Source organism: Gordonia mangrovi, from assembly GCF_024734075.1.
Lineage (GTDB): Bacteria > Actinomycetota > Actinomycetes > Mycobacteriales > Mycobacteriaceae > Gordonia > Gordonia mangrovi.
This window is the reverse complement of the sequence record NZ_CP102850.1, coordinates 1,663,155-1,677,643: the sequence shown is the minus strand read 5'-3', so window position 1 is coordinate 1,677,643 and position 14,489 is coordinate 1,663,155. Positions and strand designations below refer to the sequence as shown.

Annotated in this window: 11 protein-coding genes; 5 read left to right on the top strand and 6 right to left on the bottom strand. The window is 67.0% G+C overall.

Annotated elements, in window-relative coordinates; all coding sequences use genetic code 11:
• The first annotated feature begins 178 nt into the window (after positions 1-178).
• A complete protein-coding gene (locus NWF22_RS07645; protein WP_160903827.1) occupies positions 179-2,908 on the top strand; it encodes a cation-translocating P-type ATPase in 2,730 nt (909 codons plus the stop codon).
• A 15-nt stretch (positions 2,909-2,923) separates the two neighbouring features.
• On the opposite strand, the gene NWF22_RS07640 is transcribed toward NWF22_RS07645, so the two are convergent.
• Positions 2,924-3,511 carry a DUF2202 domain-containing protein gene (locus tag NWF22_RS07640; protein ID WP_160903826.1) on the bottom strand — a complete coding sequence of 196 codons (588 nt, stop codon included), beginning with the start codon at positions 3,509-3,511 and terminating at the stop codon, positions 2,924-2,926.
• A 213-nt stretch (positions 3,512-3,724) separates the two neighbouring features.
• Here NWF22_RS07640 and NWF22_RS07635 point away from each other — a divergent pair, with 213 nt between their 5' ends.
• Together NWF22_RS07635 and NWF22_RS07630 are read left to right on the top strand one after the other, a co-directional pair.
• Entirely contained in the window at positions 3,725-4,957 is a 1,233-nt protein-coding gene (locus tag NWF22_RS07635) for an alpha/beta hydrolase (RefSeq protein WP_160903825.1), read from the top strand.
• The gene (locus NWF22_RS07630; RefSeq protein ID WP_160903824.1) at positions 4,954-5,478 is read left to right on the top strand and encodes a hypothetical protein; all 525 of its coding nucleotides are present in this window, start codon (positions 4,954-4,956) and stop codon (positions 5,476-5,478) included. Before NWF22_RS07635 ends, NWF22_RS07630 begins: the two co-directional genes overlap by 4 nt.
• Positions 5,479-5,514: 36 nt before the next feature.
• Here the strand turns inward: NWF22_RS07630 and NWF22_RS07625 are convergent, their stop codons facing one another.
• From NWF22_RS07625 to NWF22_RS07605, 5 genes are all read right to left on the bottom strand, one after another.
• Positions 5,515-6,387 carry a formate/nitrite transporter family protein gene (locus NWF22_RS07625; RefSeq protein WP_160903823.1) on the bottom strand — a complete coding sequence of 291 codons (873 nt, stop codon included), beginning with the start codon at positions 6,385-6,387 and terminating at the stop codon, positions 5,515-5,517.
• Between the two features lie 105 nt (positions 6,388-6,492).
• On the bottom strand, positions 6,493-7,266 hold the full coding sequence (locus NWF22_RS07620; protein ID WP_160903822.1) for an enoyl-CoA hydratase: 774 nt from the start codon (positions 7,264-7,266) through the stop codon (positions 6,493-6,495).
• 169 nt (positions 7,267-7,435) lie between these two features.
• Positions 7,436-8,746, bottom strand: coding sequence for a D-arabinono-1,4-lactone oxidase (locus NWF22_RS07615; RefSeq protein WP_160903821.1), 1,311 nt, complete (start codon positions 8,744-8,746; stop codon positions 7,436-7,438).
• Positions 8,743-10,011 carry a type III PLP-dependent enzyme domain-containing protein gene (locus tag NWF22_RS07610; protein WP_202398944.1) on the bottom strand — a complete coding sequence of 423 codons (1,269 nt, stop codon included), beginning with the start codon at positions 10,009-10,011 and terminating at the stop codon, positions 8,743-8,745. The genes NWF22_RS07615 and NWF22_RS07610 overlap by 4 nt, the downstream gene beginning before the upstream one ends.
• Positions 10,012-10,192: 181 nt before the next feature.
• Positions 10,193-11,278 (bottom strand): zinc-dependent dehydrogenase, encoded by a 1,086-nt coding sequence (locus tag NWF22_RS07605; RefSeq protein ID WP_160903819.1) that lies wholly within the window; start codon positions 11,276-11,278, stop codon positions 10,193-10,195.
• A gap of 191 nt (positions 11,279-11,469) precedes the next feature.
• Here NWF22_RS07605 and NWF22_RS07600 point away from each other — a divergent pair, with 191 nt between their 5' ends.
• Positions 11,470-13,566, top strand: coding sequence for a PTS mannitol transporter subunit IICBA (locus tag NWF22_RS07600; RefSeq protein ID WP_373691985.1), 2,097 nt, complete (start codon positions 11,470-11,472; stop codon positions 13,564-13,566).
• A gap of 10 nt (positions 13,567-13,576) precedes the next feature.
• Positions 13,577-14,335, top strand: a complete 759-nt coding sequence (locus NWF22_RS07595) for a DeoR/GlpR family DNA-binding transcription regulator (protein WP_160903818.1) — start codon at positions 13,577-13,579, stop codon at positions 14,333-14,335.
• Positions 14,336-14,489: the final 154 nt, after the last annotated feature.

Below are 14,489 nucleotides of genomic sequence, written 5' to 3'. Positions count from 1 at the left end.
GATACCCCGATGCGGCCACCGTCAACCGCGACCCCGAACCCGCCGCGCGAACCAGGTGACGTTAATCGGTGAATTCCGGCATCGTGGGCGCTGGTCCGGCATGATGATCTGGTGTTTCGCCGGGATGGCGTGGTGGTCATGGCTGCCGGCCACAGGGATCTCCGAGAGGACCGCGTGTATGGCTTCCACCACTGACGCAACGCCTTTGACCGATGCATATCTCCGCGACACGACCGGCGTGGCCGCTGCGCTCGACGTGGACACTCGGGTCGGGCTGACGTCCGCCGATGCTGCCGACCGGCTGGCGCGTTATGGCCCGAACGAGGTCACCCCCGAGCCTCCACCGACGCTGTGGGCCGTTTCCCGGGGCCAACTGGCCAATCCGATGAACATCATGCTGCTCATCGTTGCCGTGGCCAGCTTCGTCATCGGTCAGTTCGCCACGGGCATCGTGGTGGGCCTGCTGGTCGCCTTCAACGTGGTGATGGGCACCAAACAGGAGATGAAGGCCCAGGCCAGCGTCGACGCTCTGGCGCAGCTACAGGTCCCGGTCGCGCGGGTGCGTCGCGACGGACAGGTGGCCGAAGTGCCCGCCGCCGACCTGGTACCCGGCGACATCGTGCTGGTGGAAGCGGGCGACCTGGTGCCCGCCGACGGCCGCCTGCTCACCTCGGCGACGCTGGAGGTCCAGGAGGCCGCGCTCACCGGCGAGAGCGCGCCCGTGCCCAAGGACCCGGCGCCGATCGCCGGGACCGAAATAGCGCTGGGCGACCGCACCAATATGGCCTTCCAGAACACGCAGGTCACCCGGGGATCAGCGCAGTTCGTGGTCACCGCAACCGGTTCGGCCACTCAGATGGGTCGGATCGCCGACATGGTCTCCGCCACCAAGCGGTCCAAGTCGCCGCTGCAGCGCGAACTCGACGGCCTGACGAAGGTGTTCGGCTTCCTCGCCTGGGGTGCCGTCGCCATCATCGGCATCATCGGAATCGTCCGTGGACAGAACGGCGAGACCCTTGCGCTGCTGTGCATCTCCACCGCCATCGCCTCCATCCCCACCGGTCTGCCGACCTTCGTCCAGACGATGTTGTCTTCGGGCGCACAGCATCTCGCCGACGAGAAGGCTGTCGTGAAGTCGCTCGCCGACGTCGAAACCCTCGGCGGTACCACCGTCATCAACTCCGACAAGACCGGCACGCTGACCATGAACGCCATGACGGTCACCGCGTTGTACGCGGGCGACCAGTGGTTCCGGGTGGAGGGCTCCGGCTACGCCAAGACCGGCGCAATCCTCGGTGCTGCCGGCGATCCGCCCGACTTCACGCCGCTGGCGTTGGGGCTGTGCCTGTGCTCGGACGCCACCGTCGCCGATGATGAATCGATCATCGGCGACCCCACCGAGGCGGCGCTGGTGGTGCTGGCGGCCAAGATCGGGGTGGACGCGGAGGCGACCCGCCGGACCATCCCCCGTGTCACCGAGGTCCCCTTCGACTCGGACTACAAGTTCATGGCGACCTTCCACCATCGCCCGAACACGGTCCGCGGCACCGTGGTGGACCAGCCACATCTCGTCGTGGTGAAGGGCGGGCCCGACGTGGTGCTCGATCGTTGCTCCCACGCGCTGCAGCACGGTGAGATCGTGCCGGTGGAGCAGATGCGCCAGAACATCGTCGACGCCAACCGCGAGCTGTCCGTAAAGGGGCTACGGGTGTTGGCGTTCGCCGCCAAAGGCCTCGACGACACCGCGATGGACGCGGCAGTCGCCGACCCCATGGGCGCTGTCGGCGATCTCGTCCTCATCGGCCTGGTCGGCATCATCGACCCCCTACGTGCCGAGGCGACCGCAGCCGTGCACACCGCACTCGGGGCGGGCATCGACGTCCGGATGATCACCGGCGACCACACGATCACCGCCCGCGCCATTGCCGATCAGCTGGGGCTGGGGCCCGGGGTCATCACCGGCACCGAGCTGCAACATCTCAGCGACGACCAGGTGCTCGAACAGTTGCCGCAACTGCACGTGTTCGGGCGGGTGGCACCCGAGGACAAACTGCGACTCGCCCGGCTCATGCAGGAAGACGGCGACGTCGTCGCGATGACCGGCGACGCCGTCAACGACGCCGCCGCACTCAAGCAGTCCGACATCGGTGTGGCGATGGGCAGCGGTTCGGAGGTGACCAAGCAGGCCGCCAAGATCGTGCTCACCGACGACAACTTCGCCACGCTGGTGCGTGCGGTGGAACTCGGCCGCGACATCTATCGCCGCATCTCGTCCTACATCCGGCTGCAGCTGACCGTGCTGTCGGCGGTGCTGCAGATGATGGTGCTGGCGACGATCCTCAACATCAACGGCGGCGTCGCGCTGCTGCCGATGCAACTGCTGTTCTGCAAGTTCTTCGTCATCGTCACCGTGGTGGTCGGTTTCATCGTCGACGCCTCCGATCCCGGTGTCATGCAACGTCCGCCCCGCACGCCGGGAACCCGGATCGTCAACGGTCCGCAGATCGCCCGCTGGGTCATCAGCGGCTTCCTGATCGCGGGCACCGCCCTGGCCGTCCTCCAGTGGGGGCCCGACGAGCCCTCGGCCGATGCCGGGTCGGTGGCGATGACGATGGCGTTCGCGGTGGTGGCATTCAGCGGTGTGAACCTCGGCGTGGTGATGCGCCGCGAGCGCGAGGCCCCGTGGTCGTCGCCGGTGTTCCCGTACTTCGGGTGGCTCATCGGCGGATGGTCGCTGGCGTGGGCGGCGGTCGAGCTGGGCATGTTCCAGCGGCTGCTGGACACCGTGTCACTGTCCGGTGGCCAGTGGCTGGTGGTCCTGGGTCTGTCGCTGATCGCCCCGGCCTTCGTCGGCGTCGACAAGGTCATCCAGTTGCGGCGGATGCGTTCGGCACCCGCCACAACCTGACCGCACCATCCGGCGTCAGGCCAGTTGACGCTGGAACGCCGCGAGGTGGTTGCTCGATCCGTCCCGCAGGCTTGTCATCACGGCGGCGACATCGGTCGGCGGGTCGGTCGCCAGATATGCCGACAGGTCGGCGATGTCCTTCTCCTCGATGGTGACACCGACGCGGTAGGCGGCGGTCGGCGAGGCCGATCCCTCGGCGACCAAACGGTCGTGGAGTTCCTGCAATGCGGGATCGGTGAACGCACCCACGGCGGCGAGGCGTGGGTCGGCGATCCCGTAGGCGGGCAGTAGACGCGCGACCGCATCCTGGTGGGTGACCTCGGCCGCGGCGATGTTGGTGAAGATGCGCCCACCCCACTGCTCACCGAGCGTCACGTACACGTCGTGGGCCAGCTTCTCCTCCTCGATCAGATACCGCAGCTGATCGGCAAGCACCGCATCGGTGGCGACTGTGGTGCTCACCGGCGCGGCAACAGTCGTTGTGCCGGTGGATGTCTCCGGAGCAGAAACCACGTCGGTTGTGCATCCGGCCAGCGCGACCACCGCGGCAATCGCCGCTCCGGACGCGACCACGATTCCATGTCGGAGATAGCTGTTCATCATTCCGTCCTCCCTCGGACAACCACCTACTACTATACCCCTAGGGGTATATAGTTGCTCCGCGTGGTGGGTGTGGGCTTCCGGGTGCGATACGGCCGCGGTGTCAGCGTGCCGCGGCGTCAATAGTCGTCGTGGTGCATCCCTGACACCGCGGGCGGATACGCCGATCCAGGGTCGATTGCCATGACAGACTGGTGGCACGAGGTGAGGGGATCGATGACGACGGCGACGGACCAGGACCGGGCTCAGCGTGTCCGCTCGGCGCTGGACAAGGTACGTCCCGGGGCGTCATCGCCGAACCTGGAGCAGATGACGGCGGCCGAGCGTGCCCGCTGGTGGGCCGGTCTCACCACCGGGGAGCGTACGGCCGTCGTGCAGGAGCTTCCGGAGATCATCGGTGCCGGACAGGGATTGCCGGCGTCGGTGCGCGACCGGGCCAATCGAATCGCCCTCGACCGCGACCTCGATCAGATGCGGGCCGTCGTCGATCTCGGCGATCGCAGTGACGACACCCAGAAGACGCTGCGCAACGCGCAGTCGGTGCGTACGGGACTTGCCAAGGCGCAACAGACGGCGCCGGGGGCGGTGATCCAGCTCTACGCCTACGATCCACACGCGTTCGGTGGCGACGGAAAGGTGGTGGTCGCCGTCGGCGACCTCGACACCGCGCGCAACGTGGCGTGGCTGGTGCCGGGTGTGGGCGCCGACATCTCCAGGACCGCCGGCGATGTGCAGAACGCGGCCGACCTCTACAAGCAGGCGGGCGGGGACCGGGGTGACGTCGCAACGGCGATCTGGATCGGCTACGACGCACCCAGCGGTGCCGATTTGGGCGCGCTCACCGGGTCTGGTGCGGCCCGCGACGGTGGTCGGATGCTCGCCGACGACATCGCCGGATTCGTCACCGCGCGCGATCAACTCGGGGTCGGGCAGGGGAGCGGGGTCGACGACCGGCTCAACCTCGGTCTCATCGGCCACAGTTACGGTTCGACGACGGTGGGCTGGGCCGGCGACAACGAGCGCATGTCCGACGATCTCGACACCGTCACGCTGCTCGGGTCACCGGGTGCCGGCGGTATCGCGACAGCCGACGAGTTCGGGATCGGCGCGACAAACGTCTACGTCGGTGCGGCCTCCGACGATGCCGTCGCTCATCTCGGTGGGGCGACGGCGAACACCGGGATCAGCGGGCTGGGGATCGATCCGGCGACCACCGCCTTCGGTGCGGAACGCTTTCGCGCCGAAGGCGGCGACGTCGCACCGATCCTCGGCAACCACAGCAGCTACTTCCAGATCGGTTCGGAGTCGCTGGAGAACCTCGGGCGGATCGTTGCGGGACGGGGCGGCGACATCACGCACGAGAACCGCCGCAGCACCGCCGACGTCATCGCCGGACAACTCTCCGGCGGACGGCGGGATCCGGCCGTCGACTCGCGGAAGGCGGGATGATGAGAGTCAAGGTGCATGCACCACTTCCGGATTCGGCGGCGACCGTGGACGATGGGTCACCCCTCACCGCCGTGCAGGCTGCGCAGGTGCGCGCCCATGGGCGGGCTGTGACGCAAGCGATGATCGACCGGCTGACCGAGGGCACCGAACTGGTCCCTGGCAGTGGATCGACCGAGGAATGGGCCGGGTGCTGCGCCGTCGCCGATGCGCTGAGCCACGGTTCGCACTACAACGGGGTGCTCTATGCGACCGACATCGTTTTCGAACCGGAAACCGCCGTGGACGCCGACACCGTGCGTACGAAATTCGCGCCGGTAGAGATCGGCTGGCATGAGGATGATTCCTGTATCGGCAGCGCCGGCATCTTCCGGGTCTCGGTCGAGACCTCGGCCGCGGTGCGGATTCAGGTGAGCAGCCCGTGCTACTTCATTCGTGAACTCGACGCCTCCGACGGCGGCACGCTGCCGGGTGAGGACATCATCGCGGTCACCGGATTCCTCCAGAAGGCGTGGGCGCACTGATGTGTCGAGTAGAGATCGGGGCCGGGAGCGGGTGGGTCACCGGTGGTGCGGACGCCGCAGGTGTGGGACGTGGCTGTCGCGTTCGTCATTGACCCACGCGTAGTAGAAGCCGATGAGGATGCCGCCGCCGATGAAGTTACCCAGCAGGACGATGCCGAGATTTCCCAGGGCGAGCCCCACCGGAATCCCGTCCTGGAGCCCGACGATCATGAACAGCACGGTATTGGCGACGGAGTGTTCGAAGTCCAGGAAGGCGAACACGAACACCGCCACGATCATCGCGCTGATCTTGGCGATGTCCTCGTGGAGGTAGCCGTTGTAGACCAGCAGCATCGCCAGGTTGATCATGAAGTTACACAGGATCGCTCGGATGAACAGGTCGAGCCAGCCGCTGAATCCTTCGGTGAGGTAGCCGGTCTTGACGTCCACCGAGTGGTTCATCGCCTCGAGTACCGCACCGTCGAGCAGTGTCGTACCGCGCAGGAGAGCCGCGAGGAGCAGACCGCCGACGATGTTCCCGAGATAGCAGAGCACCAGGATGCGCGAAGTCATCAGCAACGAGATGCGGCGATAGTAGGTGCCGATCGCGACCATCATCATGTTCGAGGTCAGCAACTCGGATTTGGTGTAGTAGATGAAGACCAGCGCCCAGCTGAACGACAGCGCACCCAACAGCTTGCCGACCACGTGCAGCGGGGCATCGTCACCGATCTGATCGAACGCACCGATCATCGTGTAGTTGATCACGTAGAAGATCGCGATGATGATGCCGGCCATCGCCGCACGCTGAAGATAGCGGCGGCGCATATGCCCGGACATCTTTTCCTTCGATTCGAGCACGTCGAGGACGGTGCTGATGAAGAACTTGCCCGGGAACAGTTTGGTGGTGTCGAACTCGGATGAGCTCACGATGAAACTGTTGCACAGATCGGCGCGGTCGTCAGGGGCGTGAGGTGAATTTCCCGATCCGGCGAGCAGATGTCATGTCGACGTCGAAAGCGGCCCTTCGCACGGTCACGAATCCGTCCACACCGGATCGCGCTTGTCGAGGAACGCCGAGATCCCCTCCTGGGCGTCACAGGTCAGGGCATTCGTGGCCATCGTCTCCTGCATGAGCGCGTATGCGTCCGTTTCGCTTTCGTCGATCTGTTGGTAGAAGGCCTGCTTTCCGATAGCCACCGTCATCGCGCTCGAGGCCGCCACCTTCTGCGCCAGGTCTGTGACAGCAGAGCGCAGTGCGTCGTCGTCGACGACATCGTTGACCAGACCCCAGTCGGCGGCAGTGGCCGCATCGATTGCGTCACCGGTCAGCAGCATCTTCATCGCTCGCTTGCGTCCGATGGCCCGGCTCAGGGCGACCATCGGGGTGGAGCAGAACAGCCCGATCTTGACGCCGGGTGTGCTGAACCGGGCCGACCGGGCGGCGACCGCGAGGTCGCACGTCGCAACCAGCTGACAACCGGCGGCGAAGGCGAAACCGGCGACCTCGGCGATCACCGGCTGCCGCGCGGAGTGCACCGCCGACATCATGTCGGTGCACGCGGCGAACACCGCGCGTTCGTCGTCGAGGGTGCGGTCGACGAGTTCGGACAGGTCGTGGCCCGCGGAGAAGGCCGGGCCCAGGGCACGGATCACGATCACCCGGACGTCGGCCATGGAGCCGAACTCGTGCAGCGCAGTCGTCACCGCCGACATCGTCTCGGTCGACAACGGATTGCGGCGCCGTGCGTCGGTCAGGGTGATCACCCCGATGCCGGCCTCGTGCGAAACGTCGATGCCCTGTGCCATGTCGGTCTCCTCGCCTGGCTACCCCCGACGGTTGTAGCACGCACGCCGCCGCCCGTTGGGCGCATCGGCACAGGAAGTTCTTCCCCCGGGTATCGCTTCGCCCTCCGCGAGCAGGCGGGGGAGGAAACGACACCAGGGGAAAGAACTTTGGTTCTCCGCGACGTCGCCGTCAGTCGCCGAGGACGCGGCGCAGGTAGCGGTTGGCGAACACCCGTGCCGGGTCGAAACGGTTGCGAACCTCGAGGAACTCGTCGAATCGCGGGTAGCGGCGGCGCAGACCGGCTGCGTCCAGTCCGTGCATCTTGCCCCAGTGCGGCCGGCCATCGTGTGCGCTCATGATCCGTTCCACGTCGGCGAAGTAGGCGTCGGCGTCGGCCGGGTCGTCGCCGTGATAGCGGTGGACGGCGATGTAGCCGGTGGGGCGGCCGGTCGCGGTGGAGAGCATCAGGTCGTCGGCAGCAGCGGCACGCACCTCGACCGGGAAGCTCACCAGGTAGCGCCGGCGGTCGATCATCGCGCGGACCTCGCGAAGCACGTCCGGCACCTCGTGCAGCGCGACGGCGTACTCCATTTCGCGGAAGCGCACCCCGCGTGAGGAGACGAAGACCTCGTCGGACCGGTCGGTGTAAGTGCGAGCGCCCAGCGCCCGGCCGGACAGTTGCGCGACGGCGGGGACCACCGCCGGGACGCGGGCGCCGACCGCGCACAGCATTCCGAACAGCTTGTTGCTCAACAACTCGTCGTCGACGTAGCGGCGGACCCGGCCCGGCCCGGAACGGCGGGTGTCGGCGCCGATCCGGGTGTTCGATCTGGTCAGCGCGCAGGCGGTGTGTGGGAACCAGAAGAACTCGTGGTGGTCGGTCTCGGCGACCCGGTCCACGAACCCGCCGACAGCGTCATCGAAGGTGGCCGGGGCCTCGACCGCACGCAGGCCGAACTCGGGCACGCAGGCCAGCGTGATCTCCACGAGCACGCCCAGCGCCCCGAGTCCGAGCGCGGCCGCGGCCAGGTCCGGGTCGTCGGGCCCGACGGTCACGATGTCCCCGGTGCCGGAGACCAGGGTCACGGCACTGATCTGGGTGCTGACGCCGCCGAAGCGGAGTCCGGTGCCGTGTGTCCCGGTGGCGGTGGCCCCCGCCACGCTCTGGCGGTCGACGTCGCCGAGATTGGGCATCGCGAGCCTGTACGGCGCCAGAATGGCGGGCATCTCATGGAGATAGGTGCCGGCCCGCACGGTGACGGCGGCGCCATCGACCCGGACGAGTCCGCGCATCGCCGACAGGTCGACCTGCACGTCGTCGGCGACGGCGATCGCGGAGAAGCTGTGGCCGGCGCCCACCGGCTTGAGAACGCCACCCCGCTCGGCGGTGTCACGGACGAGGTCGATGATCTGCGGCACGTCGGTGGGGTGGACAACTCGAGTGGGAGTGGCGGATTGGGTACCTCCCCAGTTCCGCCAGGTCGGCGCGTCCGGTGTCACAGGAAGCACTTCCCCTCGCCCCGGTAGGTGGGCACCACATCCCGAACCCGGGCCCGGCCGGACCCATCGCGTTCGATGAGCGCGACCGCCGTGGCCCTCTCGCAGATCTCCCCGGACTTGGTGTGCCGGAACCAGACCCGGTCGCCGATGGCGAGCGAGTCCGCAGCGGTCCCACGCAAGGGCGTCTGGACCTCCCCGGCGGCTTCGGTGTGCACGTACGCCAGGCCGTCGGGCCACACCGGTTTCGGGAGCCGGTCGGGGCCCGGTGGACCCGACGCGATCCACCCGCCGCCGGCGCAGGTGATGATGCCGGCCGCGGGGCGGCGCGTCACGTCGAGCCCGAATCCCAGCGCCGGAGCGGGTCGGAACCGGGAGTAGCCATCGAACAGGTGGCCGCCGAACAGTCCGCTACCGGCGGCGATATCGGTGACCGAGGGGTCCGTCGAGGTCTGCTCCAGCGATCCCGTGCCGCCCGCGTTGACGAATTCGAGATCGGCCACCTCGCCGAGTGCGGCGATGATCCGGCCGCGTCGGCGACGCAACTCGGCCATCGAGCGGCGTTGCATAAGGCCGACACCCAGATTGGTGAATCGCCGGCCGGGCAACGCGTCGGCGACCCCGGCGATCTGGGCCTCATAGGACATCGCCCCGACGAGCGCGTAGCCGGGGCGGCGCACGATCGCACGTGCGAGTTCGACGGCCTCGACCCGGCTGTGGATTGGCGACCGGCGGACCCCGAGGTGGATTCGGCCGCGGGCGAGACGGTAGGAGGCGTCGACGTCGATCGCGGTACGGATCGTCGGGCGTCGTGCCGGCGGAACCGCCGCGTCGATGAGGTCGAGGTGGGCGACGGAATCGACGAGCACCGTCACGCGGTGCACGGCGGTTTCGTCGTGGACGAACTCCGTGATGGCCTGCCGACGTGTCGACGGGTATCCGACCAGGACCTCGGATACGTCGGATTGTGTTGCCAGCCAGTGTGCTTCAGCGAGGTCATAGGCGAGTGCACTGCTGAACCCGGGGCGTCTGAGCACGTCGTCGATGACCGACCGCACGCGCAGCGACTTGGTGGCCAGGCGTAGCGGAACCCCGCCTGCCCGTCGCGTCAGGTCGCGGGTGTTGTGTTCGAGGGCGGCGAGATCGAGTGCCAGGACCGGGCTGTCGAGTCCGGATTCACGTATCGCCGCGTCGATTCCGCCCCAGTGCTCGGTGTCGGTGATGTTCCAGGCACGTGGCCCCGGGGTGGTGGCTGTCCGCTCGGTCATCTGCCGCGATATCCACATCCGACATGCGAGGTGCGCATGTGCTCGTCGACGAGTACTCCGCGGAGCCTATCAGTGCAGTTGCCGACCGGCGTGCCTCACCAACGTCAAAAAAGCGTCTGCGGCACAATGTGTTGATCGGGCCCAGGCCGGCGCGGGCAACTCGCCCCGGCCCGGGGAATCCTCAGACTCCGACCGTCATCTCCGCCGCCGCCGGCTCGACGGTCACCTTGATCGCCTCACCACTCTTGACGATCTGGAATGCGTCGAGCACGTTCTCCAGCGGGATGTGCCGGGTGATGAGGTCCTTGACGGGTACCTGACCGGTGGAGATGTACTCGAGCGCGCGCCGGTTGTGTTCCGGGGCCGAGCCGTTCGCACCGTGGATGTGCAACTGCCGGTAGTGCACCACGTTGGAGTCACAGGTGATGGTGGGATCGGTCTTGGGTAGTCCGCCGAAGAAGGAGATCCGGCCGTTGCGGGCGGCCATCGCGAGTGCCTGCTCCTGGGCGACGTTGGCGGCGGTCGCGGTGATGATGATGTCGGCGCCGCGGCCGCCGGTCAGTTCCATCACCCGCTCGACGACGTCGACCTCGGCGCCGTTGATGATCTCGTCCGGGGCGACCGCATCCGCCGACATCTCCAGTCGGCCCTCGTTGACGTCGATGAGGTAGACCGGGCCGCAGCGGTGCACGCCGCGGGCGATGCGAATGTGCATGCACCCGATCGGGCCCGCACCGAATACGACGACGGTGTCGCCCTCTTCGATTCCCAGCAGCTCTTGGGCATTGATGGCGCAGGCGAACGGTTCGGCGGCCGACGCCTCGTCGTAGCCCACGTTCTCGGGAATGCGGTTGAGTCCGTCGACTTTGAGCACCTGGCGCGGGACGACCATGTACTCGGCGAAGCCGCCGTCGTACTGGTAGCCCACCGAGGTCTGGTTGGCGCACACGGCCATCCAGCCCCTGCGGCATTCGTGGCAGTCGCCGCAGGGCACGGCCGCGATCACCTGCACCCGGTCGCCGACCTGCCAGTTGCTGCCGTAGGTGGCGTTCACCTCGGCCCCGACCTCGACCACCTCACCGGCGACCTCATGGCCGATGGTGCGCGGCGGGGTCAGGTTCTGATGGCCATTGTGGAAGATCTTGACGTCGGTGCCGCACGTCGAGCAGTTGTGCACCCGCAGTTTGACCTCATCGGGCGCGCATGTCGGCTCGGGAACATCCTCCAGCCGGACGTCCTCGGGTGCGTAGAAGCGTAGTGCCTTCATGGGGTGGTCCTCTCGAATTTTTCAGGGCAGGCAGCACGGTGTGCTGTAGAGCACTCTAGACCCTAAACGGGCATAAATCCACTCATTTTTCTGCCCAAGTTAGCCCGAATACTTGCACATATGCCCGAGTATGAGGTTTACTGAGCCTTGTGACTGAGGTCACTGGACTTGTCGAAAGTGGAGGAAATCCCATGTCAGAAGCTGCGACCACCCCCGAAATGTCGGCCGCGTCACCACCGGAGAAGAAGTCGGGGTTGCGTGTCCGTGTGCAGAAACTGGGCACCGGGTTGTCCAACATGGTCATGCCCAATATCGGCGCATTCATCGCCTGGGGGCTGCTCACTGCTCTGTTCATCGAGGCCGGGTGGCTGACCGGGATCTTCGACTCGCTCAAGGACCCGGACGGCTGGGTCGCCGAGATCGGCGGCTGGGGCGCCTATGAGGACGGTGGGGTCGTCGCCCCGATGATCACCTACCTGCTACCGATCATCATCGCCTACACCGGCGGCCGTATGGTGCACGGTAACCGCGGCGCGGTGGTTGGCGCGATCGCCACCATGGGCGTGATCGCCGGCGCCGACGTGCCGATGTTCCTGGGCGCGATGATCATGGGTCCGTTGGGCGGCTGGCTGATGAAGCATCTCGATGGGCTGTGGGAAGGCAAGATCCGCCCCGGCTTCGAGATGCTGGTGGACAACTTCTCCGCCGGCATCCTCGGGTTGCTGCTCGCGATCCTCGGGTTCTTCGGGGTCGGGCCGATCGTCGAGGCGTTCACCCGCGCCGCGGGCAACGCGGTGGATTTTCTGGTGGAGGCCAACTTGTTGCCGTTCACGTCGATCTTCATCGAGCCGGCCAAGGTGCTGTTCCTCAACAACGCCATCAACCACGGTGTGTTGACCCCGCTTGGCACCGCCGAAGCCGTCGAGACCGGCAAGTCGATCCTGTTCCTGCTGGAGACCAACCCCGGCCCCGGACTGGGCATCCTGCTGGCGTTCTCGTTCTTCGGCAAAGGCTTCGCGAAGGCGACCGCGCCGGGTGCGGCCATCATCCAGGTCTTCGGCGGTATCCACGAGATCTACTTCCCCTACGTGCTGGCCAAGCCGAAGCTGATCCTGGCGGCCATCCTCGGCGGCATGACCGGCGTTTTCATCAACGTCATCTTCGCCACCGGGTTGCGCGCGCCGGCCGCCCCCGGTTCGATCATCGCGATCTATGCCCAAACCCCGGGCGACAGTTTCCTCGGAGTCACGTTGGCGGTCCTCGGTGCGACAACGGTCTCGTTCCTGGTGTCGGCGGTGCTGCTCAAGGCCGACCGCAACAAGGACGACACCGACCTGGCTGCGGCAACCGCGTCGATGGAATCGATGAAGGGCAAGAAGTCAAGCGTCGCGTCGGCTCTCGCCGGCCCGGAACACCAAGGCGCGATTCACGACATCGTCTTCGCCTGTGATGCGGGCATGGGGTCCTCGGCGATGGGAGCCTCGGTGCTGCGCAAGAAGATCAAGCAGGCCGGCCACCAGGACGTGACGGTGGTCAATCAGGCGATCTCCAACCTCACCGATACTCACGACCTCGTGGTCACCCACGAGGACCTGACTGACCGGGCGCGGCAATCCACACCGTCGGCGATCCACGTCTCAGTGGACGACTTCATGAGCAGCCCGCGCTACGACGAGATCGTCGAGATGCTGGGGCGGACCAACGTCGAGGCCTCGGACCAACCGGACGCCGACACTGGGCACGGACCCCGCCACGCAGCCGGGACCGCGACCGCCGGCGCCGCTGTCGCAGCCGCCGCGGGCACCGCGGTGCAGCAGTCGGCGTCCGAGGTGTCGCAGGCAGATGCCGATACCGGCGGCAACGTGCTCGCCTTGGAGTCGATCGTGCTGCACGGGTCGGCGACTACCGCGGCCGAGGCGATCACCGAGGCCGGGCAACTGCTGGTCACCGCCGGAGCCGTCGACCCCTCCTACGTCGACGCGATGCACGACCGGGAAAAGAGTGTGTCGACCTTCATGGGCAACGGTCTGGCCATCCCGCACGGCACCAACGACGCGAAGGTCTCTATCCGCCGGACCGGAATTTCATTTGTGCGCTACGACCAGCCGGTCGACTGGAACGGCAAGCAGGCGGAGTTCGTCGTCGGCATCGCCGGAGCCGGCAAGGACCACCTCGCCCTGCTCAACCAGATCGCGCAGGTCTTCCTCGACGCCGACCAGGTCGCCCGGCTGCGGGCCGCCGACAGCCCCGAGGAGGTCTCCCACACCCTGTTAGTGGTGGACCGGTAGTTTGATGCTCGTGGATTCCGTCACTCGGCAGAGTCACATCGTGGAGCTCGCCCGCGCCAACGGACGGGTGGAGGTCAACAGCCTCGCCGACGAACTCGACGTGGCCAGCGAGACCATTCGGCGCGACCTCAAAGCGCTGGCCGGCCGTCGACTCCTCAAGCGCGTCCATGGCGGGGCGGTCCCGGTGGAGACGGCCGGATTCGAATCCGGAGTCGAGTACCGCAGTCAGGTCGATCTCGCCCAGAAGCAGCGCATCGCCAAGGCGACCGTGGGGTTGCTCGACGGCGCGGAAACCGTCTACCTCGACGAGGGTTTCACGCCACGTCTGATCGCCGAGCGGCTTGCCGACCGCCACCTGACCGTGGTCACGTCGTCGCTACTGGCCGCGCAGGCGCTGTCGCACTCGACCACCGTCACCGTGCTACTGCTCGGCGGCCGAATGCGTGGCCGGACCATGGCGGTCGTCGATCACTGGGCCACGCAGATGTTGCGTGGCCTGGTGATCGACGTGGCTTTCCTCGGGACCAACGCGATCTCGCTGGAACACGGCCTGACGACGTCGGACCCGGCGGTCGCCGCGGTGAAGAGCACGGCGATCGAAGTGGCCCGCCGGTCGGTCCTGGTGGCTGCGCATTCGAAGTTCGGGGAGAGCAACTTCTGCCGGTTCGCCGAGATCTCGGAATTCGAATCCATTATCAGCGGAGTCGAACTCGATGCCGCCCAAGCCCGCCGATACGAAGTCGAAGGGCCGGTCGTCCTGCGTGTGTGAGCACGTCCCCGCCCAGACCGTTCGGCGGCCGTTGTCCGCGTCGGATCGCTCGTAGCGTGCGGCGGCTGCCGTGCTTGATGCGAGGTCGATCACTGTGTGTTCGAGGAGATCGGTGTTGTCTTCGAGGCGGGTGGCGAAGTCCGCGAACGCGACT

Excerpts from the sequence above, each read along its gene's own strand:
- NWF22_RS07645 (WP_160903827.1), top strand. The coding sequence starts at position 179 with ATGGCTTCCACCACTGACGCAACGCCTTTGACCGATGCATATCTCCGC.
- NWF22_RS07640 (WP_160903826.1), bottom strand. The coding sequence starts at position 3,511 with ATGATGAACAGCTATCTCCGACATGGAATCGTGGTCGCGTCCGGAGCG.
- NWF22_RS07635 (WP_160903825.1), top strand. The coding sequence starts at position 3,725 with ATGACGACGGCGACGGACCAGGACCGGGCTCAGCGTGTCCGCTCGGCG.
- NWF22_RS07630 (WP_160903824.1), top strand. The coding sequence starts at position 4,954 with ATGATGAGAGTCAAGGTGCATGCACCACTTCCGGATTCGGCGGCGACC.
- NWF22_RS07620 (WP_160903822.1), bottom strand. The coding sequence starts at position 7,266 with ATGGCACAGGGCATCGACGTTTCGCACGAGGCCGGCATCGGGGTGATC.
- NWF22_RS07610 (WP_202398944.1), bottom strand. The coding sequence starts at position 10,011 with ATGACCGAGCGGACAGCCACCACCCCGGGGCCACGTGCCTGGAACATC.
- NWF22_RS07605 (WP_160903819.1), bottom strand. The coding sequence starts at position 11,278 with ATGAAGGCACTACGCTTCTACGCACCCGAGGACGTCCGGCTGGAGGAT.
- NWF22_RS07600 (WP_373691985.1), top strand. The coding sequence starts at position 11,470 with ATGTCAGAAGCTGCGACCACCCCCGAAATGTCGGCCGCGTCACCACCG.